The sequence below is a fragment of the Gymnodinialimonas mytili genome (assembly GCF_037544085.1).
Lineage (GTDB): Bacteria > Pseudomonadota > Alphaproteobacteria > Rhodobacterales > Rhodobacteraceae > Gymnodinialimonas > Gymnodinialimonas mytili.
In genome coordinates this window covers 93,893-112,351 of sequence record NZ_JBBIFW010000004.1, presented here as the reverse complement: position 1 = coordinate 112,351, position 18,459 = coordinate 93,893, and the positions used below count along the sequence as shown (strand labels likewise).

Here is an 18,459-nt window from a genome sequence, read left to right as displayed (position 1 = left end):
CAGGGCTAAGGGAAAGAAATGCAGGCTTCTGTTGCCAGGTGCCTGCGAACCCCGCCAGCCCTTGCTAGAGGACTGGGCTTAAATTTCGATCACTCGAACTGCTTACGCAGCCAAAGCAACCGGAGCACGATTGTCGTTTGCAATTGTACTGTTTGGGCCGATACGGTGGCACCCCGCCGAAACAAAGCAACGCCTTTACACGTTCGTCGATCCTATTTCGGCCCCAGACCTGCCCGCAAACGACGGGATTGATTGGTGGAGCCGCCGGGTACCGCCCCCGGGTCCGATCCGCTTATTACACGCGCGTTTATGTCCATAGTCCCCGAGGGGACAGAGTAGATATACGTGGCCGGTCTGCGTCTTTCAACTGTTGCGCATCGCGCTGTCATATTGCGCTTGCAACAGGGCCCCCAACGTCCCGACCTTGGTCGCTTCGGTCAGAGAGGCCATTACTTCGGGCAGGCGCGGGTCGATTCCCGATGGGGAATGCTTTGCCTCATCCATCCGCCAGCGGAACAAACGCCACAGCGACGAGCGGAGTGCCTCGGCCAGAATGTCGTTTGTCATTTCGCGTGTGAGGATATTGATCGTCGTCGACCGGATCGCATAATTGGTTTCCAAGTCGATCTCTTTGGCTTCGGCCACCTGACGGCCCAGGGCGACGATATAGGCGTTCGCTTCCAGCGAGAGGCGCTTGTCGCCTTCGAATTCGGCCGCCGTCTTGGCCAGCGCCAGGGCGAGTTCCACGTCTTTGGCTTTCATCTCTTCGGAAAGCGGAGCGACAACCGTCCCCACGCCCGAACGGACCTCGACCAACCTTTCATAGGCCAGACGCTGCAGCGCCTGCCGGACGGGGGTACGCGAGACGCCGAATTCCTCGGCCAGAGACTGTTCATGCAGGACCGGGCTGGCGGTCGGCGGCTCAAGGCAAATGCGTTTGCGCAGCGCGTTGGCGATTGTATCGGCGTTATGTTTTGCCATGGGATGCCTTTGTTGAAGAGTTGCGCGGTAAACAATACTGGTATAGATGTATACATCTTATTTATAGAAGTGTCTGCATCCATGTCAGCAAAATTGTCGTTGTGTGACGACGAGTTGCCGGGCGCACTGCGCGCGGTCGTTCCTGTGCCTGCCGGTGGACACATCGTCATGACAGGATTCCCGGGCCTGCGCACTGCCATGGATGGGCGCGCCTTCACCGACCCAGAGCATTGCCGCGACACGATCAAAGGCTTGGTCGAGCTGGGCGCAAATTCGCTTTTGGTGCTGGTGGAACGCGAAGAGCTTGAGGATCTGGCCTTTGAGGTGCTGGAACAGATCTGCGCGGCGATGAAGGTAACGGTCAGCTATCAATCCATCACCGATTATTCCGTTCCAAACCATGAATTTAGCGAATGGTGGGCCAGCCATCGTCCGGATCGCGAGGCGGTGTTTGCTGCTGGCGGTACAATGGCCTTTGCCTGCCAATACGGCGCCGGGCGCAGCGGTATGATGGCGGCGCTCTGCCTGATCGAACAGGGGGTGGCCCCCGACGACGCCATGGCGCGGGTCCGCGATGCCTTTCCGCCCGCAGTGGAAAGTGATGCGCAAGAGGCCTGGCTGCGCAATCGCGGTGACGGCTAGACCGGGCGATCAGCATACCCGTCCGAATAGACCTGTCTAAAAATACACTTGTATACTTCCATTTTCCCTGTATACAGGTACTCGAAAGCAAGCGGGGCGATTGAAGCGTGCCCGGGGAGACCCGGAAATCCCTTCGCGAGCTTCACCTCTTCGGCGGCGACCGATTTACCCGTGTCGCGGCCGCCGCTGAAGAGGTGCACTAATAATTATATAGGGCTGATATAGTCCGACCTGGGAGGTCACCTGAAAACGCACCGGAGCTAGTCCGTGTGCGTTTTTTCTTGTCCGCAAGTCTGACCATGAAACCGTGCCAATCGGCACGAAAAGGCGCGGCGCCAAGTGACGCCGCGCCGTGATGCTTATTCAGTTCAATGGTTTAGAAGCCGGCCTTGATGCGCTCGAAGGCCTCGGCCTGGCGTTCACGCTGGTCGTTGGAGATCGGCAATTGTGCCAGGACCGGCACCGTCACCTCGCCCAGACCGGCCGCCTCCATCGCCTCGGCGCCAAGCGCCTGCAATGCCGCGTCATTGGCCGAACCAAAACCGTTCTCTAACAGCGGACCGGCGGAGGCATCGCTGAGAACGGCATTCACGTAATCATAGGCCATCTCTTCGGGGCCGGGTGCCTCGACCATGTTCACATAGCCGCACAGCCAGACACTGGTGCCCTCGGCGGTGTTCCGCGCAAAGCCCACATTGAATCCTTCATCGGCCAGCGCCACGGGCACCTCGTTCCAGACCCAGGCGGCCAGAACTTCGCCCGATCCCATCAGCTGGCTGATCTCGGCCGGATCGGTCCAGTAGGTGCGCAGGTTCGGATGGATGCCGCGCAGCCAGGCGGCGGCGGCCTCGAATTGCTCATCGGTCACATCCGCCCAATCGGTCACGCCGGTTGCCAGATAGGCCAGCGCAAAGGCGTCATCCACATTGTCGGGGATCGACAGGCGCCCGGCAAAGGCGGGGTTGTTGAAGATCTCCAGGCTGGCGACGTCTTCTTCGCTGACCTCATCGACATTATAGGCGACCGCGGTCGAGCCATAATCGGTCGGCAGGAAATACAGGTCCTCGGACCCGGCCAGCACGTCTTGCCCGACAAGATCGGCATTCAACGTGTCGAACGCGGTGATCTGATCGGTGTCCCAGGCCTGGATGATGCCCGAGGCCTGCCAACGCGGCACGGAACCCGCACAGATATGGGTCACGTCCGATTGGAACCCGGCAAGCAGGCGCTGGAACGCTTCGTCCTCATCGCCGAAAAACACGAAGTCCGGGCCTGCGCCATGGGTCTCGATGAATGGCTGGTGAAACGCCGCATCCTCAAAGCCCGAATAGTCGAAAACGGTCAGGTCTTGGGCCAAGGCGGGCGCACCGAAGGCCAAGGCCGCGGCACTGCCCATCAGGAAAGATTTGGTCATGTGTGTGGGGTCCCTGTTGGTATGGAGATTGAACAAATCGGATCGGACCCTAGGGCGGCATGTCGCTTGCGGCAAGCGGATTTGCTTGACGCTACCGCAGCCGGGTGCTCGTTTGCACGCGCAGCAAAGCGGAGCGACACGGCATGGCGCAGACAGTGACGGGCGTAAGCATTTTCTTCGGTGCGCTTGGCGATGTGTTTCGCAATCTGCCTGTTGTGGCGCGGATCATTGCGCTGCCATTGGCGCTGTACCTCGCATTGGAAGTGCCCATGACCCGCGCCGATATTGCGGATTACGAAAGCTTTGAGGCCGGTTTTGGCGGCGCTTGGCTCTTTCGCTATATCGTTTTTTTGGGCGTCGTCGGGATCGTGTCGGTCTCGTGGCACCGATACAAATTGCTGGGCGAGGTTCCAAAGTCGATTGTTCCGCCTTGGCAATTCGGGCGCTGGTGGCGCTACGCGTTGGCGTGGCTGGTCCTTGGTCTGATCGTGGGCTTTTGGGTCGCGCTCTTGGTTGCTGCCCCTTTGTTCATTGCCATAGGCTTCTTCGCACCGGACCTATGGGATCGGATCCTAGGGTTCGGATACGGCACGGGCGGATTCTTCGACTTTGCTGATCCTGTCGCCATGTCCGTTGCGGCGGCGGGGTTGTCCATGATGTTGTTCACGGGCCTCTTTTTCACCTACCGTTTGCAGACTGGCCTGCCTGCGATCGCGATTGAACGCGCCGACGGGTTCAACATGACGCAGTCATGGCGTCAAACCGCGCCTTTGGGTGCGAAACTGTTGGTTACAGCTCTCCTCGCCACAGTCGGGCAGGCGATATTGATCTTCGTGCCCGAGATGTTCCTGTACAATGATCCTGCTTGGTCCGATCCGGCCATTCCCTACAGCTTCAGCTATATGTATTTCGACAATGTGGTTGTGGCGATCTCGGACGTTGTGTTGGCGATTTTCGGGGCCGCGATCCTGGCCCGTATCTACGAGGCCATTCAGCTTGCAGACGATCCCGTCGCCGTGTTCTGAGCCCGCGCGGCGAAGACCGATTGCGCCAACGCCTTGGTATAGGCCTCAAGCTCGACCAATGCATCGCTGACAGCCATGCCATCGCGCGCCTCGGCTGCATCGGCGATGCTGGTATGTAGGCGCACGATTTCCGCGCGGTCGCGCGCGGTGAAGGTGATCATGTTCATCAGCGGCTGCATCGCCTCGACGGCGCCGGCCAGTTGATAGGACATCACCGGATTGCCTGCGCCATCCACCAGCGCCCGATGCAATGCCACGTCCGAGGCGCAAAACGCCTCGTCGCTCAGGCCCGGCTGCGCCTGGCGCACGATCTCGGCCCGCATCGTGGCCAGATGATCGGGCAGGCGCCGCTCTGCCGACAAAGTGGCGCAAGCGCGCTCCAGCGCAAACCGCGCCTCGCAGGCCGTATCGAAGCTGACGCCGTTCATCCCCAGCAGCAGGGTCGAGGTCGTGATATGCTGGTTATACGCGTCCTGATAAGAGAGCCGGTTCACGAAGGCGCCACCAAAGGCCCCGCGCTGCGTGCGGATCAGCGATTGCGCAGCCAGCCGTTTCAGCGCCTCGCGCACGGTGGGGCGGGAGACGTTGAAATTGTCGGCCAGCTCTGCCTCGGATGGCAGACGTTCATCGACAATCAGATCGCCACCGATGATCGCATCACGGATGGCGGCGGCAATTTGCGCAGACAGATCGCCGGGGCTGTTGGGATCAATTTTCATTTGTCAGACATTTAATTGTCTGACATTGATCATGGCAAGAGGAGTCGCGTGCTTTTTGAGGGAGGAGCCGCCTTTGACCCACACCATTCGGTCCGCTTTATGGCTGATGTTCTTCTCGGGCATCCTGGTCGCCTGGGTCGTGCTCTATCAAATGAGCACGGGTATGGGACTGGACCTGATTGGGCGCCCCAATATGGATATGGGCATGGAGATGGCCGACGACGCGATGCCGATGGACATGGCGGATGGGGCCGCGCCGATGGACACGACCACGTCCGACGAAGCCAGTATGCCGACGGACGGGGCCACTGGCACGGAAGGTACAATGCCCATCGACGGCCAGATGCCTATGGGTGAAGGCACGGCGGCGCCCATGGATATGGCCGAGATGGAGATGGGCGGCATGGATATGTCCGCCATGACCCGCTTCGGTCCGCTTTTTGGAATGTGGTCGATCATGATGGCGGCCATGATGCTGCCCACGCTGGTCCCGACGCTCACAACCTACGAGCGACTGATCACCTCCGCCAATGGCACGCGGCCCGGCTGGCTGGGTGTGCTTGCGGGCTATTCCGTCGTCTGGGTTGGTGTGGCCGCTTTGTTCGCCATCCTGCAGATCGGCCTCTTACGCGCGGGGATCATCGATATAATGGGCATCGCCCAATCGCGCTGGATTGCGGGTGGCCTCTTGCTTGCCGTGGGCGCGTTCCAATTCACCCGCGCCAAGGAAATCTGCCACGGCGTCTGCCACGCGCCGATGAACTACTTCCTGGGCTATTGGTGCACGGGCTTTCAAGGCGGCGCGCGGATGGGCGTGGGCCTGGGCGTCTACTGCGCGGGTTGCTGTTGGGGATTTATGGCGCTAGGCTTTGTGGGTGGCATGATGAGCCTGCTTTGGATGGGCCTCGCGACACTGTTCATGGTGATCGAAAAGCTGCCCCAGATCGGGCACTACGTCACAAAACCCCTTGGAATTGCATTGATATTGGGTGGCCTCGCGGTCTTCGCGGCGCCGCTTGTCACCGGGTAAGGAGAAAGACATGGCCATCAAAAAACGCCCCGATGCGGATCGCTTGCCCGTCAGCCAGCGCATCGACCAACGCATGGACAACCCCAAGCGGCGGCAGATGAAGCCACGCGATTGGGCGATCAAGGGCGAGCTGTTCCTGAACTGCTCCTGCACCGTGTTCTGCCCCTGCGTGGTGTCGCTTGGCAAACACGACCCGACCGAGGGCGATTGCAAGGCCTGGATGGCGATTGCCATAGATGAAGGCCATTTCGAAGGCGAAAGCCTGGCCGGTCTGAATGTCGGTCTGATGGTCTACATTCCCGGCAAGATGGCCGAAGGCGGCTGGCAGGTCGCGGCCTATGTGGATGAACGCGCCTCGGGCAAAGCCTATCAGGGCATTCTTGAGATCTTCTCGGGTGCGGCGGGCGGCACGACGGGGCTCTTCACGCTATTGGTGTCTGACATCGTCTCGGCCGAGCGTGAAAAGGTCGAGATCGTGCGCGAGGGCAAAAAGCGCGGGCTCTATGTGGGCCGTAAGATCCAGGGCGAGATCGAGATGATCGACGGCGGTAATCCAGATCACCCGGTCATGATCACCAATTCGAAATACTGGATGGGCCCCGACATCATCGCCGCGAAGGGCCTGAAATCGAAGGTCCGTGACTTTGGCAAGATGTGGGATTTCTCCGGGAAATCCGCCGAGATCTGTCCTATCGAATGGGGAGGAAACGCCTAGCACGCAAAGGGGCATCGCCATGCCAATTCTCATCGCAATCGCCATCGCCGTGATCGGTTTCATCTGGTGGTCTTGGGGCCGCCACCGTGTGGGCGGCGAGGTTGCGACGCGGTTGGATGCGCTGACCCGGCGACGTGCGTGCAAATGGTCGGCCACGGGCGACAGGAACGGGCGGTTTGTCGAATACCGCTGCGAGACCTGCGGAAAGGCGGCCTATTCACGGACCGGAAGCGCGCCAACGGCGTGCCAGCGCAATCAGCCCGGCAAAGGGGGAACAAGATGATCGGACCAGATTATGCGCGCCACATGGCGCGGTACAATGCCTGGCAGAACCATTGGATGTTTGCGGCCAGCGACAAGTTGAGCGATGCACAACGAACACAAGATCGCGGCGCGTTCTTTGGCAGCATTCAGGCAACGCTCAGCCATTTGGCCTGGGGCGATCAGATCTGGACCGCGCGCTTTGACGGCGGACCGGGCCCGGACACTTCACTGGCCGAGTCGCATGATGCCTATGCCTGGGATGTGCTGATGACGCTGCGCCCGCAACTCGATGCGCGGATCGCGGCCTGGGCCTGGTCGACTGAGCAGAGCGATTTCGAAGGCGATCTGACCTTCACGCCCAGCTCGACCGGCATTCCGAAGACGCTGCCAAAGGCGATTTGCATCGCGCAGCTTTTCAACCACCAAACCCACCATCGCGGGCAGGTCCATGCGATGCTGACGGCACTTGGCGTTAAAACCGACGTCACCGATCTGCCTTTCATGCCCGATGAGGTGCCGGAATGGGATTAACGGCTGGCGGGCAGTGCGGTGTAGCGGTCGCGCGGCATGATCCTCAGATCATCCAGGCCCCAACTATCGTCGCCGGCACCGTCCAAGCTCAATCTCAGCACGATCAGGCGCCCATCTGCGCCGGAATTCAACGACAGCGCCTCCGGGCTTGCCTCGATCGCATAAGGAATGATCGCGCGCCCGTTGTCGTCATAGCGCACCGGCAGGACAGAGCCGTCCCAATTGGCGGCGGCACGCCCCTCGATTCCGTTGAAAACAAGCGCATCGTCCTGCTCTCCGGCCAGCACATCACCAAAGAAGCTGGCATTCTGCGCATTGCTGAAGCGGGCGATCTGCGCCACATCGCGCGCCACAAAGGCGTTCAGGATTTGCCCAGCCACGACATTGGCGGGCTGCGTTTGCGCGACCGACATGCTCGGTGCGCCGATCAGCAAGGCAAGCGGAAGAAAAAATCGTTTCATCACACCATCTCCTTCGGGATGGAAAGGTAGGTCGGGCATCGTCCCCTTGGCTAGGTAAGGTTTTCCCCAAATGACGTCCATTTCGCCTTCGCGCCGATTGCGGCGCACACCGTTTTCCGACGGAGTCGAGGCCGCTGGTGTCAGCGCCTATACAATCTATAACCACATGTTATTGCCCACTGTTTTCCGCTCGGTTGAGGAGGATTACCGACACCTGAAAGAGGCGGTGCAGATCTGGGATGTCGCCGCCGAGCGTCAGGTCGAAGTGCGCGGGCCCGATGCCGCCAAGCTGATCCAGATGCTGACGCCCCGGGATTTGCGCGGGATGCTGCCGGGCCAATGCTATTACATGCCCGTCGTTGATGAGACCGGCGGGATGCTGAACGATCCGGTCGTCGTCAAACTGGCCGAGGATCGGTGGTGGATTTCCATCGCCGATAGCGATTTGCTCTATTGGGTCAAAGGCGTGGCCTATGGGTATCGGCTGGATGTGCTGGTCGACGAACCCGATGTGTCGCCCCTCGCCGTGCAGGGCCCCAAGGCCGATGATCTGATGGCTAATGTATTCGGCGACAGCGTGCGCGACATTCGGTTTTTCCGTTTTGGCTGGTACGAATTCCAGGGTCGTGACCTTGCCATCGCGCGCTCGGGATATTCGAAACAGGGCGGGTTTGAGATCTATCTGGAGGGCGGTGAGATCGGCATGGATCTGTGGAACGCCTTGATGGAAGCCGGACGCCCCTATGATGTGCGCGCCGGATGCCCCAACGGGATCGAACGGATCGAGGGTGGATTGTTGAGCTATGGCAATGACATGACCGATGACAACACACCTCATGAATGCGGTCTTGGGCGGTTTTGCAACACCGCGACCGCCGTGGGTTGTATCGGACGCGACGCGCTGCTGCGGGTGGCCAAGGAAGGGCCGGTGCAACAGGTGCGCGCCATTGCAATCGACGCGAAGACGCTGCCATCCTGTGATCGCTATTGGCCGCTTATGGCGGGCGAAAAGCGTGTGGGGCGGGTGAGCTCGGCGGCGATCAGCCCTGATTTCGGCTGCGGCGTCGCCGTCGGCATGGTGCGCATGACCCATTGGGATGAGGGCACCCAATTGCGCGTCGAGACGACCGAAGGGGCGTATGACGCCAAGGTCTACGAGAAATTTTGGATTTGATTGCAGTGCGTTGCGCAGCGATCTTCAACGAAGGGAGATGAGGATATGAGCTTTAACGCATTGGTGGTCGAGAAAGGTGAAGACGGCAAAACCAGCGCTTCGGTTGAGGCCATCACCGAGGATCGTCTGCCCGACGGAGATGTTACGGTCGCGGTGGAGTATTCGACGCTCAACTACAAGGATGGTTTGTGTGTCGGGCCCGGCGGCGGGCTCGTGCGGACCTACCCCCACGTGCCGGGGATCGACTTCAGCGGAACTGTAGAAGCCTCTGATAGTTCAGCTTATTCCCCCGGCGACAAGGTTGTATTGACCGGTTGGCGCGTGGGCGAGGTGCATTGGGGCGGCTATGCGCAGAAGGCGCGGGTCAAAGGCGATTGGCTGGTGCCGCTGCCCGACGGGCTGACCACTCGACAGGCCATGGCGGTGGGCACGGCGGGGTTCACCGCGATGTTGGCGGTGATGGCGCTGGAAGATCACGGGCTAACCCCCGGAAACGGCGAGGTCTTGGTGACCGGCGCGGCCGGGGGCGTCGGTTCGGTCGCAACCGCGATCCTGGCCAATCTGGGCTACGAGGTCGCCGCGGTGACCGGCAGGCCCGAGCAGGAAGACTACCTCAAAAGCCTTGGTGCGAGCCGGATCGTGCCCCGCGAAGAATTGAATGAAACCACAAAGCGGCCGTTGGAGGCCGAGACCTGGGCCGGCTGTGTGGATGCGGTGGGCGGCGACATGCTCGCGCGTGTTCTGGGCCAGATGAAATACGGTGCCTCGGTTTCGGCTGTGGGCCTCGCAGGCGGCGCGGGCCTTCCGGCCACGGTCATCCCATTCCTTCTGCGCGGTGTGAATCTGTTGGGCATCGACAGCGTCATGCAGCCCTATGATAACCGCCTGCGCGCCTGGCAGCGGATCGCCAAGGATCTGCCGATGGATAAGCTGGAGGCGATGGTGCACCCCGCGACGCTCGGCGATCTGCCGGATCTGGGCCGGGCGATCCTGAAAGGCGGGGTGCGGGGCCGCGTCGTCGTCGATGTAAACGCCTAGTATCCGATATATCAGTATCGGATATCGAAGCGGTGCTGATATTCACTATCCGAATACCAAGTTCGGGTCAGAGGGGCAGGGCATGCCCCTCTTTCAATTCCTCCATGACAAAACTCGCCGACACATCGCTCATCTCGATGCGCGCGATCAGCCGCTGATAGAGCGCATCGTAACCGGCCATATCCGCGACGCGGGCGCGGATCAGATAGTCGAGATCGCCTGTCATGCGGTAGACGCCCAGGATCTCGGGCATGGCGCGTGCGGCGCTGCGAAACTGGTCCAGCCAATCGGCGGAATGATGTGCGGCGCGGACCTGGATAAACACCATCAGCCCCAGCCCGACGGCGCCCGGATCGACCAGCGCGACACGGCCCGTCAAGACGCCGCGATCCTCCAGCCCCTTGATCCGGCGCCAAACGGCATTTCGGCTGAGCCCGACATGGCGGCCCAGCTCCTCTAACGGTTCATCGCAGCGGCGTTGCAAACGGGCGAGGATGCGGCGGTCAAGATCATCAAGTGTTTCCATATCAAGCAGGTTAATGGGAAATTATCCCGCGCAAAATGATAAATTTTTATAAAAATGGGAGCGTTTCCCCGCCTGCAGGTGACACAGTGATGTGTAAGCCAACAGGAGCGTCCGATGATCAAAACCGTCTTTCTCGATCACCCCAAAAGCGTCAATGAAACCTATCTGGAACATGCAGCTTTCGCGGGGAAGTTCTCGGGCAAGCTGTTCCTGGCTGCGGGCGCCGCGGCAATCCATGCGGTGATCCCCTGTCTGTTCGAAAAGACCGCCAGCCGGATGATCGCCGAGATGTACGCCAAGACCCATAATCGCGGCGTGCAACCGACGCCCGAGGCCGAGACTGCCTAAACCGCCACCCCGATGCGTCTGGGCCGAGCAGCAGAGCGATGGCGCGCAATCAGCCCACCCATCGCGAGGGCGCTGAGCAACAGCGCGCTGCCCGCTGGAACGGGCACGGGGGCGATGGTGCCGGGCAGGACATCCGGAGGCGCGACAGGGGCCGTGTAGGTATAGGAAATGCGAAATTGTGGCTGTCCGTTGCGCGGCCTGGCATAGGCGGTGCTGCGGATTTGAGTGCCTTGGAACACCTCGGCGCCGACGGTCAGATCAAGGGCGATGAAGGTGCCGTTCCGGGTGAGACTCTGCCAAACGGAAGCCGGAACGGAAATGGCAGCCGACACACCCGCCCCGCCGGTGATGTCAAATCCGTAGGCATTGTCTTGGATGTCGGAGCAGGGCGCGCCACGGAGGTTCACGCAATTGATGAGTTGCGATCCACTGGCGCTGCCGAATGGGCCATCGGCGCCGATGCGCAGTGTTGCGCTGGACGTGGCAATCCCCGCACCGGCGGAGGGGAGGATCGGTGTGCCTTCGATGAGCGTGCTTTGCCGTACCGAGATGTCGCCGAACATCTGCACCGTGACCGCGCTTAAGATGCCCAGGGACGGGTCAAAGCCGATAAACGGCGTGACACTGACCGTGCGGGTCGCCGACACAAACCCATCGCCGTTGCGGGCGACGACCTCGACGGTTTCGTCGGGATCCAGGACAACCGGCGCAGTCACGGTGATCCGTGTGAACGGAACGGTGTCGGCCGAGGTGGGCCCGCACAGACACATTGCGGCCAACGCCGCCGAGAGCACAAATCGCATCACCTATATCCCCTAATCAATTGGTTAATCAAACCAGGGCATCGGATAAAACTCAACTGAATTTCAGCGATTTGTTTGATATGGGCGGGCCGTGGATACGACCGCCATGGCCATGCGTTAACGCCCGATATACAGATCGCCGCGGTGGTTTACGGCAACGATGACGTTCACAATCACGGCGCCCATCAACGACCAGGCCAACAGCAGCGGGTCGAGCACGGCGAAGGCCACGGCGAACAGCATCGCATCGAAGCCCAACTGCACCAGGCCCGCGCGGATATTGAAACGGTCTTGCAGGTAGAAGGCCAGGATGCCGATCCCGCCCAGCGATGCGCCGTGGCGAAACATAGCCAACAAGCCAAGGCCAAGCGTGGCGCCCGCCAGAAACGCGGCGAGGCCCGGTGCGATATAGTCGATCCGGAACACCTGCGGCGCAAGCTCGGTCATCGCCGACAGCATCGCGACGCCAATAACGGTTTTAATGACAAAGGCGCGGCCCATGCGCAGCAGCGCCAACAGGTAAAACGGGATGTTCACAAGGAAGAACACCCAGCCAAAGGACCAACCGCTGAGATAGGTGATCAGCACGGCGAGGCCTGCTGTCTGACCGGTGATCAGCCCGGCATGGGTCAGGAAATGGATGCCGAGGGCGCACATCGACGCGCCCAAGATCAGCGCCAGAGCGTCCTCGGCCCAGGTATGGGGTGTTTTCAGATGGGGCTCACGCCCTTGGGCGGCAGATTGGGTCATAATGCATGACCTAATTATATCCAACGCGAAGGCAAGTCCTAAGAATGGGCCAGCGCCAGGGGGCGTGGATGCTGTCAATGGGCCCGTAGGTCAGGATGGGACTCAGGCGGATCATATCGAGGAGGATGTGGATTGAAAACGTGTATGGCAACGCCGGAGCACAGATGGCGCGGCGAGACGCTCGGCGATACAGGCCCTGTCGTTGAGCCGTCACCGAAGGCGCGGTAGAACCGCCGAATGGATATGGTCGAGGCCTATATGATCTGTACCGCGCCGCGGTCGGGCAGCACGCTGCTGTGCCGAATGCTGGGGGATACTGGCGTGGCGGGGCAGCCGCAGAGCTATTTCTTTGAACAGACGCCCGCGGAGTGGGCCTCGAAACACGGCGGCGGGCCGGTGGGTGATCCGCCCAGCCGCACAGATCTGGCGCGGGTCTTTGCCGCGATCCGCGACACGGGCCGGGGCAGCACTGATCTGTTTGCGGTGCGGATGCAGGCGCCGAACCTGCCGGGCTTCCGGGCGGGACTGGCACAGTTTCTGCCCGATCTGGCAGGCGATGTGGCGCGGATCAACCGGGTGTTTGGTGCAATGCGCTACGTGCATCTGCACCGCGCCGATAAAGTGGCCCAGGCCGTGTCCTATCTGCGCGCGCAGCAATCGGGCCTGTGGCACCGCCATGCCGATGGCAGCGAATTGGAGCGCCTCTCGCCGCCCGCCAGACCCCTTTACGATGCGGAGGCGATTGCCGAACGTGTGGCAATGTTTGAGGCCTATGATGCGGCATGGGAGACGTGGTTTGCGGCAGAAGGTGTGAACCCTTTGCGGTTGGATTACGGGGCCTTATCACACGATCCGGGCGGCACGCTCGGCCAGGTTTTGGCCTATCTGGGCCTCGATCCCGATCTCGCCCAGGGGATCGCACCATCTGTCAAACGCCTCGCCGATGCGGAGAGCGCCGAATGGATTGCACGGTTCCGCGGAACGGCCTAACGCGCGCCTCTTGATCGGGAGCGCGGGTCGACGTATTTGTGAAGGGCTTAAACGCGGAGTTTTTATGACCTGGTAGGGGTGGAAGGCGGCAGCGCCTTCCGATGCACATCATCCAAGACATCACGTCACCGATATGGATCGGCGGCGATCTTTTGATGTGCAGCTATCCCTCATCAGACATCCGATCCAAAGCGTCGCTTTGGACCCCGCCATGAAAGCATTTCACAATGACACGGGACTATTCCCAATTCTTTCCGTCCGCGGCCTCAAGCCGCGTACCACCCCCGAAGGCCTCTGCCCTGACTGCGTTGGGCTGGGGCCCGTTTTTCGCCCAGCAGATCACCGTCGACGCATTGGAAACGACGCCCCCGGTACGGGTGGTTGCCGTCCATCGCTCGGGCCTTCAGGTGCAAGGGGACGACATTGATCAGATGATCCCGCCGGGCCCCGAGGCAACAGTGGGCGATTGGCTGTGCCTAGATTGGGCCCATCCGACGCGCAGCCAGGTGTTGCATCGTAAATCCCTGCTGAAACGCCGCGCGCCGGGCACGGATCGGCGCGTACAGCTGATCGCGGCCAATATCGACACGGTTTTTGTGACGACCTCGTGCAACGCGGATTTCAACCTCGCGCGGTTGGAGCGCTATGTCGCTTTGGCGCTTGAGGCCGAGATCACCCCGGTGATCGTGCTGACCAAAGCCGATCTGGCCGAGGACATTGCGCCGTATCTGGCGCAGCTTTCCGGTCTGGCGCATCTGGCCCAGGCCGTGGCGCTCGATGCGCGGGGGGCGGCGGCGCGCATGGCCCTGGCGCCCTGGTGCAAGCCGGGCCAGAGCGTTGCCTTTTTGGGCTCGTCCGGGGTGGGAAAATCCACTCTGACCAATGCGTTACTGGGCAAAGATGATGTCGCTACGCAAGGCATTCGCGAGGATGACGCGAAGGGGCGCCACACTACGACCGCGCGGCATCTGCACTTTGTGCCGGGCGGGTGTCTGGTGCTGGACACGCCGGGCATGCGCGAATTGCAATTGACGGATGCCGCCGCCGGGCTGGCCGATGTCTTTGCCGACCTGGAGGATCTGGCGCGGGCCTGCCGGTTCGGCGATTGTCAGCACAGTTCCGAGCCCGGCTGCGCGGTGCTGGCCGCATTGGAGGCGGGTGATATCGATGCCGCGCGCCTGCGCCGGTGGCGCAAGCTGCAAGCCGAGGAGGCGTTTAATGCCGCAAGTCTGGCTGAGCGACGTTCGAAAGACAAAGCTTTCGGCAAACACGTGCGCGCGATCACCAAGGGCAAGGACAAGCGCAAATGGGACCGCTAGGCGCGGCATAGCTGCTGTCGGCCCGGGATGATCAGGCCCGGGCCGGTATGTCAATTTTGCGCCGGTGCCTTGAAAAGGCGTTGTCAGGTCATACCTGACTGTCAGGTTTTTCCTGACGGAGGTTCTGATGAGACACTTACATTGTTCGTTCTGCGGCAAGTCGGATCAAGAGATCGCCAAACTCGCCGCTGGCCCGGGCGGGCTGCATATCTGCAATGAATGCGTTGAGGTCTGCCAGGTGATGATGAGCGGGGCGGATGTGCCGCCCGACAGCTTTGATCCGACGACCTGGCCAACAGATCGTTTGCTGGGTGCATTGGCGGCTTTGGACGCGACCGCGGATTCCTACAGGGAACACTTGGCCCGCGCGGTCGATGCCCTGCGGGCGCGCGAGGTGAGCTGGGCCAAGATCGCTGCGCCGCTGGGGATCTCGCGACAATCGGCGTGGGAGCGCTTTAGCTAGGTTCGGGTCACGACAGGCGTGGGCATTCTCTCTCCACCCTTTGTGGTCAGCGCAGGTTGAAGCATTTGCAGATTGCGCCCTCCGCCTTGCGATAGTCGCGAAAGCCCATCGCCTCGTAATAGGCTTGGCCCTCCAGGTTCGTGGCGCCGATAAAGGCCTCAATCGCTGGAACCTCGGCCGCTTGGGCGGATGCCCGGGTCGCCGCAAACAGCTTTTGCCCTATCCCGCAGCGCGCTGCATCGGGATGGATATGTGTTCCGATCAAGGCCCAGCCGGGCGGCGCGCCATATTCATTGCCGTCGAGCGCCAGTTTGAACGACTGAAATCCCAGCACGGTGCCATCATCGGCCACCGCGACATGACATGCGATCTTGTTGGGGTGGGCGACATAGTTTGACAGCGCGAATGCCCTGTCGCTTGGCCTGCTGCGTTTCCCCGCCTGCGTGAGCGCGTCAAGGACCTGGGCAATGCCGTCGGCGTCTTTTGGGTCTGCGGATCGAATGATCATGTGAACTCCTCCAACGCCCGATGTGGTCCCTTTTGTTCCGTGGGCGCGCGTCATTTAGCCGGACGTCTTGGACAATGCCTGCTGCACGGACCGGCGGTAGGTGCGGCCGATGGGCAATTCGGAGCCGTTATGCAGCACGACGACAGGTGACCCATTGCGGTATCGGCAGGTTTTCACCGCGGAGCGCGCAACCCACCAGGATCGGTGCAGACGCAGGCCATGATCTCCAAGGTCGCGGGTCGCCTCCTGCAGCGTTGTTCTGATCAGCGCGTCGCCCAAGGCCGTTTCCGCACGGACATAGTGATCCTGGGCCTCCAGCAAGATCAGATCCGTGCCCAGATGGGCGGGCAGCTGATCGAGCCAGGGGGATGGGGTGCGGGGCGTGTCTTCGGCGACAACAGGGGCCATGTCGCGTGTGTCCAAGACCTCGGACAAGGCCGCAGCGCCGAGGCAAATCGCCATAACATAAGGCAGAAGCACCACGGCGTCGGTCCAGAACGGCGTCGCAAACAGGGCCATGTGCAGCGCCGCGAGCCAGGCGGTCACTGGCAGGCTGGCGATGAGTGCACCGAGGCCCAGGCTGAGATGTGCCGAGAAGCCACGGATCTCTGCAGCGGTCGCAATGGCGAATGACACCAGGTATCCCAGCCAGAACGTCGTCGTCGCGACACATATCCAGTACATCACGCGCGCGCCGAGCGGCAAGGTATCATAGGTGCCGAAGGGACCCGTTAGCCCAATGACAAATCCGGCGCCCAAAAGACCCGCCCAGACCTGCGCGCGCCGAGCAAGCGCGCGCGCTTCGGCGGTGGTGGTCGCCACAAGTCCGTCGTTCGCGATGTTTTCCATGTCGTTGGCGCCAAACCGATATCGTCCGCGGTTTTTGAACGCTAGCAGGCCAGCGAATGACCGGCAACGCGGCCCGGCGGGACGGGGCGTGCGCTCTGGCGCGGCGGGGCATCACCGCGAGGATCGGCCCCCACCTGACCAACCAAGGAGAGACCCTTGCCAACGCATTATCTCTATCTCATCGCGTCCGTCATCGCCGAAGCCGTTGGGTATTCCGCGCTGAACGCGGCCGCACAATTCACCAAATTCTGGCCGTCCGTGCTGGTGATCGCTGGATTTGGCGGCTCGTTCTACTTCCTCACCTTGGCGCTGAAATACATGCCCCTGGGCATCACCTATGCGCTGGCATCTGGGTTGGGAATTATCGTGGTCGCCCTGGCGGGCGTCGTCGTTTTCGGACAGCGCCTGGACCTGGCCGCGGCGATTGGTCTGGCGCTGATCATCGCCGGGATCGTGGTGATCAACGCCCTGTCGGATTTTGCCGTCCACTAGGGGCGTTGGTGGAGGGGCGCCGCACCACATATCCGACCGCGCCGAAAAACGGAAAAGCCCCGCAAGGTACGTGACCTGGCGGGGCTTTACATTGACGGATTGGGCTGCGCCTAGCCAGCCAGCGCCTTGTTCAGATTCTCGTCGATCTTCTCCAGGAAGCCCATCGTCGTCAGCCATTTCTGATCCGGGCCCACCAGAAGCGCGAGGTCCTTGGTCATGAAGCCGCTTTCGACCGTATCCACGATAACCTTTTCCAGCGTCTCGGCGAAATTGGCCAGTTGCGTATTACCGTCGAGCTTCGCGCGGTGCTTCAATCCACCAGTCCAAGCGTAGATCGAGGCAATCGAGTTGGTCGAGGTCTCTTTGCCGTCCTGGTGCTGCCGGTAATGGCGCGTCACGGTGCCGTGGGCGGCCTCGGCCTCGACGATCTTGCCATCGGGCGTCATCAGCTGCGAGGTCATCAGACCCAGCGAACCGAAGCCTTGGGCCACGGTATCCGACTGCACGTCGCCATCATAGTTCTTACAGGCCCAGACAAAGCCGCCATTCCACTTCATCGCACAGGCGACCATGTCGTCGATCAGGCGGTGTTCGTAGGTGATCCCGGCCTCTTTGAACTTGTCAGCGAATTCCGCATCGAAGACTTCCTGGAACAGCTCCATGAAGCGGCCGTCATATTGCTTGAGGATGGTGTTTTTGGTCGACAGATAGACTGGCCAACCCAGGCTGAGGCCGTAATTCATCGAGGCGCGGGCGAAATCCTTGATGCTTTCATCGAGGTTGTACATCGCCATGAAGACCCCGGAGGCAGGGGCATCGAAGACCTCATGTTCGACCACCTGGCCGTCTTCGCCGACGAATTTCATCGACAGCTTGCCCGGTCCCGGGAATTTCATATCTGTCGCGCGGTATTGGTCGCCAAAGGCGTGGCGCCCGATGACGATGGGCTGGGTCCAGCCCGGCACCAGACGCGGCACGTTCTTACAGATGATCGGGGCGCGGAACACCACGCCGCCTAGGATGTTGCGGATCGTGCCATTGGGCGAGCGCCACATCTTCTTCAGGCCAAATTCCTCGACCCGCTGCTCGTCCGGGGTGATGGTGGCGCATTTCACGGCTACGCCGACCTCTTTGGTCTTTTCGGCGGCGTCGATGGTGATCTGGTCGTTGGTCTCGTCGCGCGCTTCGATGCCCAGATCGTAATACAGCAGGTCTACATCCAGGTAAGGCAGGATCAGCTTGTCTTTGATGAACTGCCACATGATGCGGGTCATTTCATCGCCATCCATCTCGACGATGGGGTTTTCGACCTTGATCTTCGTCATTCTCGGGGGCCTCCGGTCCGGGGTGGTAAGCGTTGTGGGGTCTGTAGCGGAGGGGGCGGGACAAGGGAAGGGGGTATACCATTGCATACCGG

The 18,459-nt window shown here is 61.2% G+C and carries 23 protein-coding genes and 1 other RNA gene; 13 read left to right on the top strand and 11 right to left on the bottom strand.

The genetic code is table 11. From position 1 onward, the window contains the following. Nucleotides 1-17 precede the first annotated feature (17 nt). Nucleotides 18-371, bottom strand: a transfer-messenger RNA (tmRNA) gene (gene ssrA / locus V8J82_RS16960). Next, nucleotides 364-981 carry a GntR family transcriptional regulator gene (locus tag V8J82_RS16955; RefSeq protein WP_339976891.1) on the bottom strand — a complete coding sequence of 206 codons (618 nt, stop codon included), beginning with the start codon at nt 979-981 and terminating at the stop codon, nt 364-366. The genes ssrA and V8J82_RS16955 overlap by 8 nt, the downstream gene beginning before the upstream one ends. A 168-nt stretch (nt 982-1,149) precedes the next feature. Between V8J82_RS16955 and V8J82_RS16950 the strand changes: the two genes are divergently transcribed. Continuing rightward, nucleotides 1,150-1,623: a protein-tyrosine phosphatase family protein gene (locus V8J82_RS16950; protein WP_339976889.1), complete on the top strand. Its 474-nt coding sequence runs from the start codon at nt 1,150-1,152 to the stop codon at nt 1,621-1,623. Between the two features lie 376 nt (nt 1,624-1,999). Here V8J82_RS16950 and V8J82_RS16945 read toward each other — a convergent pair whose 3' ends face one another. Beyond that, nucleotides 2,000-3,037, bottom strand: coding sequence for an extracellular solute-binding protein (locus V8J82_RS16945; protein WP_339976887.1), 1,038 nt, complete (start codon nt 3,035-3,037; stop codon nt 2,000-2,002). A 143-nt stretch (nt 3,038-3,180) separates the two neighbouring features. On the opposite strand from V8J82_RS16945, the gene V8J82_RS16940 reads away from it, so the two are divergent. After that, nucleotides 3,181-4,062, top strand: coding sequence for a hypothetical protein (locus V8J82_RS16940; RefSeq protein WP_339976885.1), 882 nt, complete (start codon nt 3,181-3,183; stop codon nt 4,060-4,062). Here the strand turns inward: V8J82_RS16940 and V8J82_RS16935 are convergent. Beyond that, the gene (locus tag V8J82_RS16935; RefSeq protein WP_339976883.1) at nt 4,029-4,781 is read right to left on the bottom strand and encodes a FadR/GntR family transcriptional regulator; all 753 of its coding nucleotides are present in this window, start codon (nt 4,779-4,781) and stop codon (nt 4,029-4,031) included. The two genes, V8J82_RS16940 and V8J82_RS16935, sit on opposite strands and share 34 nt — an antisense overlap. Nucleotides 4,782-4,854: 73 nt before the next feature. Here V8J82_RS16935 and V8J82_RS16930 point away from each other — a divergent pair, with 73 nt between their 5' ends. The 4 genes from V8J82_RS16930 to V8J82_RS16915 are packed head-to-tail and all read left to right on the top strand — an operon-like array spanning nt 4,855 to nt 7,321. Further along, entirely contained in the window at nt 4,855-5,811 is a 957-nt protein-coding gene (locus V8J82_RS16930) for a DUF2182 domain-containing protein (RefSeq protein WP_339976882.1), read from the top strand. 10 nt (nt 5,812-5,821) lie between these two features. Then, nucleotides 5,822-6,526: a DUF1326 domain-containing protein gene (locus V8J82_RS16925; RefSeq protein ID WP_339976880.1), complete on the top strand. Its 705-nt coding sequence runs from the start codon at nt 5,822-5,824 to the stop codon at nt 6,524-6,526. A gap of 19 nt (nt 6,527-6,545) precedes the next feature. Continuing rightward, complete coding sequence (locus V8J82_RS16920; RefSeq protein WP_339976878.1) at nt 6,546-6,809, top strand: hypothetical protein; 264 nt, start codon at nt 6,546-6,548, stop codon at nt 6,807-6,809. After that, nucleotides 6,806-7,321, top strand: a complete 516-nt coding sequence (locus V8J82_RS16915; RefSeq protein ID WP_339976876.1) for a DinB family protein — start codon at nt 6,806-6,808, stop codon at nt 7,319-7,321. The genes V8J82_RS16920 and V8J82_RS16915 overlap by 4 nt, the downstream gene beginning before the upstream one ends. Here the strand turns inward: V8J82_RS16915 and V8J82_RS16910 are convergent. After that, complete coding sequence (locus tag V8J82_RS16910) at nt 7,318-7,782, bottom strand: hypothetical protein (RefSeq protein WP_339976874.1); 465 nt, start codon at nt 7,780-7,782, stop codon at nt 7,318-7,320. The two genes, V8J82_RS16915 and V8J82_RS16910, sit on opposite strands and share 4 nt — an antisense overlap. 70 nt (nt 7,783-7,852) lie before the next feature. Between V8J82_RS16910 and V8J82_RS16905 the strand changes: the two genes are divergently transcribed. Next, entirely contained in the window at nt 7,853-8,956 is a 1,104-nt protein-coding gene (locus V8J82_RS16905; protein ID WP_339976872.1) for a dimethylsulfoniopropionate demethylase, read from the top strand. Between the two features lie 45 nt (nt 8,957-9,001). Then, on the top strand, nt 9,002-9,994 hold the full coding sequence (acuI, locus tag V8J82_RS16900) for an acrylyl-CoA reductase (NADPH) (RefSeq protein ID WP_339976870.1): 993 nt from the start codon (nt 9,002-9,004) through the stop codon (nt 9,992-9,994). A 67-nt stretch (nt 9,995-10,061) separates the two neighbouring features. Here acuI and V8J82_RS16895 read toward each other — a convergent pair whose 3' ends face one another. Further along, nucleotides 10,062-10,520: an Lrp/AsnC family transcriptional regulator gene (locus V8J82_RS16895; RefSeq protein ID WP_339976868.1), complete on the bottom strand. Its 459-nt coding sequence runs from the start codon at nt 10,518-10,520 to the stop codon at nt 10,062-10,064. Between the two features lie 114 nt (nt 10,521-10,634). Here V8J82_RS16895 and V8J82_RS16890 point away from each other — a divergent pair, with 114 nt between their 5' ends. Continuing rightward, nucleotides 10,635-10,868, top strand: a complete 234-nt coding sequence (locus tag V8J82_RS16890) for a DUF6356 family protein (protein ID WP_339976866.1) — start codon at nt 10,635-10,637, stop codon at nt 10,866-10,868. Here the strand turns inward: V8J82_RS16890 and V8J82_RS16885 are convergent. Next, nucleotides 10,865-11,671 carry a hypothetical protein gene (locus V8J82_RS16885; protein WP_339976864.1) on the bottom strand — a complete coding sequence of 269 codons (807 nt, stop codon included), beginning with the start codon at nt 11,669-11,671 and terminating at the stop codon, nt 10,865-10,867. The genes V8J82_RS16890 and V8J82_RS16885 overlap by 4 nt on opposite strands. A gap of 117 nt (nt 11,672-11,788) precedes the next feature. Continuing rightward, nucleotides 11,789-12,421 (bottom strand): YitT family protein, encoded by a 633-nt coding sequence (locus tag V8J82_RS16880; RefSeq protein WP_339976862.1) that lies wholly within the window; start codon nt 12,419-12,421, stop codon nt 11,789-11,791. A gap of 237 nt (nt 12,422-12,658) precedes the next feature. Here V8J82_RS16880 and V8J82_RS16875 point away from each other — a divergent pair, with 237 nt between their 5' ends. The 3 genes from V8J82_RS16875 to V8J82_RS23715 all read left to right on the top strand — a co-directional run bounded on the left by V8J82_RS16875 (nt 12,659) and on the right by V8J82_RS23715 (nt 15,193). After that, nucleotides 12,659-13,411, top strand: coding sequence for a Stf0 family sulfotransferase (locus V8J82_RS16875; RefSeq protein ID WP_339976860.1), 753 nt, complete (start codon nt 12,659-12,661; stop codon nt 13,409-13,411). 227 nt (nt 13,412-13,638) lie between these two features. Next, complete coding sequence (gene rsgA, locus V8J82_RS16870; RefSeq protein WP_339976858.1) at nt 13,639-14,730, top strand: ribosome small subunit-dependent GTPase A; 1,092 nt, start codon at nt 13,639-13,641, stop codon at nt 14,728-14,730. Nucleotides 14,731-14,857: 127 nt separating this feature from the next. After that, a complete protein-coding gene (locus V8J82_RS23715) occupies nt 14,858-15,193 on the top strand; it encodes a ClpX C4-type zinc finger protein (protein WP_439650083.1) in 336 nt (111 codons plus the stop codon). Between the two features lie 46 nt (nt 15,194-15,239). On the opposite strand, the gene V8J82_RS16860 is transcribed toward V8J82_RS23715, so the two are convergent. Further along, nucleotides 15,240-15,701: a GNAT family N-acetyltransferase gene (locus V8J82_RS16860; RefSeq protein WP_339976856.1), complete on the bottom strand. Its 462-nt coding sequence runs from the start codon at nt 15,699-15,701 to the stop codon at nt 15,240-15,242. Between the two features lie 54 nt (nt 15,702-15,755). Then, nucleotides 15,756-16,550, bottom strand: a complete 795-nt coding sequence (locus V8J82_RS16855; RefSeq protein ID WP_339976854.1) for a LytTR family DNA-binding domain-containing protein — start codon at nt 16,548-16,550, stop codon at nt 15,756-15,758. A 156-nt stretch (nt 16,551-16,706) separates the two neighbouring features. Here V8J82_RS16855 and V8J82_RS16850 point away from each other — a divergent pair, with 156 nt between their 5' ends. After that, nucleotides 16,707-17,042 carry a DMT family transporter gene (locus V8J82_RS16850; RefSeq protein WP_339976852.1) on the top strand — a complete coding sequence of 112 codons (336 nt, stop codon included), beginning with the start codon at nt 16,707-16,709 and terminating at the stop codon, nt 17,040-17,042. Between the two features lie 110 nt (nt 17,043-17,152). Here V8J82_RS16850 and V8J82_RS16845 read toward each other — a convergent pair whose 3' ends face one another. Continuing rightward, complete coding sequence (locus V8J82_RS16845) at nt 17,153-18,367, bottom strand: NADP-dependent isocitrate dehydrogenase (RefSeq protein ID WP_339976850.1); 1,215 nt, start codon at nt 18,365-18,367, stop codon at nt 17,153-17,155. Nucleotides 18,368-18,459: the final 92 nt, after the last annotated feature.

Coding starts and splice junctions, on each gene's coding strand:
- V8J82_RS16910 (WP_339976874.1), bottom strand. CDS start 7,782: ATGAAACGATTTTTTCTTCCGCTTGCCTTGCTGATCGGCGCACCGAGC.
- V8J82_RS16895 (WP_339976868.1), bottom strand. CDS start 10,520: ATGGAAACACTTGATGATCTTGACCGCCGCATCCTCGCCCGTTTGCAA.
- V8J82_RS16940 (WP_339976885.1), top strand. CDS start 3,181: ATGGCGCAGACAGTGACGGGCGTAAGCATTTTCTTCGGTGCGCTTGGC.
- V8J82_RS16855 (WP_339976854.1), bottom strand. CDS start 16,550: ATGGAAAACATCGCGAACGACGGACTTGTGGCGACCACCACCGCCGAA.
- rsgA (WP_339976858.1), top strand. CDS start 13,639: ATGACACGGGACTATTCCCAATTCTTTCCGTCCGCGGCCTCAAGCCGC.
- V8J82_RS16890 (WP_339976866.1), top strand. CDS start 10,635: ATGATCAAAACCGTCTTTCTCGATCACCCCAAAAGCGTCAATGAAACC.
- V8J82_RS16925 (WP_339976880.1), top strand. CDS start 5,822: ATGGCCATCAAAAAACGCCCCGATGCGGATCGCTTGCCCGTCAGCCAG.
- V8J82_RS16905 (WP_339976872.1), top strand. CDS start 7,853: ATGACGTCCATTTCGCCTTCGCGCCGATTGCGGCGCACACCGTTTTCC.
- V8J82_RS23715 (WP_439650083.1), top strand. CDS start 14,858: ATGAGACACTTACATTGTTCGTTCTGCGGCAAGTCGGATCAAGAGATC.
- V8J82_RS16915 (WP_339976876.1), top strand. CDS start 6,806: ATGATCGGACCAGATTATGCGCGCCACATGGCGCGGTACAATGCCTGG.
- V8J82_RS16955 (WP_339976891.1), bottom strand. CDS start 981: ATGGCAAAACATAACGCCGATACAATCGCCAACGCGCTGCGCAAACGC.
- V8J82_RS16950 (WP_339976889.1), top strand. CDS start 1,150: ATGACAGGATTCCCGGGCCTGCGCACTGCCATGGATGGGCGCGCCTTC.
- V8J82_RS16920 (WP_339976878.1), top strand. CDS start 6,546: ATGCCAATTCTCATCGCAATCGCCATCGCCGTGATCGGTTTCATCTGG.
- V8J82_RS16845 (WP_339976850.1), bottom strand. CDS start 18,367: ATGACGAAGATCAAGGTCGAAAACCCCATCGTCGAGATGGATGGCGAT.
- V8J82_RS16875 (WP_339976860.1), top strand. CDS start 12,659: ATGGATATGGTCGAGGCCTATATGATCTGTACCGCGCCGCGGTCGGGC.
- acuI (WP_339976870.1), top strand. CDS start 9,002: ATGAGCTTTAACGCATTGGTGGTCGAGAAAGGTGAAGACGGCAAAACC.
- V8J82_RS16860 (WP_339976856.1), bottom strand. CDS start 15,701: ATGATCATTCGATCCGCAGACCCAAAAGACGCCGACGGCATTGCCCAG.
- V8J82_RS16885 (WP_339976864.1), bottom strand. CDS start 11,671: ATGCGATTTGTGCTCTCGGCGGCGTTGGCCGCAATGTGTCTGTGCGGG.
- V8J82_RS16880 (WP_339976862.1), bottom strand. CDS start 12,421: ATGACCCAATCTGCCGCCCAAGGGCGTGAGCCCCATCTGAAAACACCC.
- V8J82_RS16945 (WP_339976887.1), bottom strand. CDS start 3,037: ATGACCAAATCTTTCCTGATGGGCAGTGCCGCGGCCTTGGCCTTCGGT.
- V8J82_RS16935 (WP_339976883.1), bottom strand. CDS start 4,781: ATGAAAATTGATCCCAACAGCCCCGGCGATCTGTCTGCGCAAATTGCC.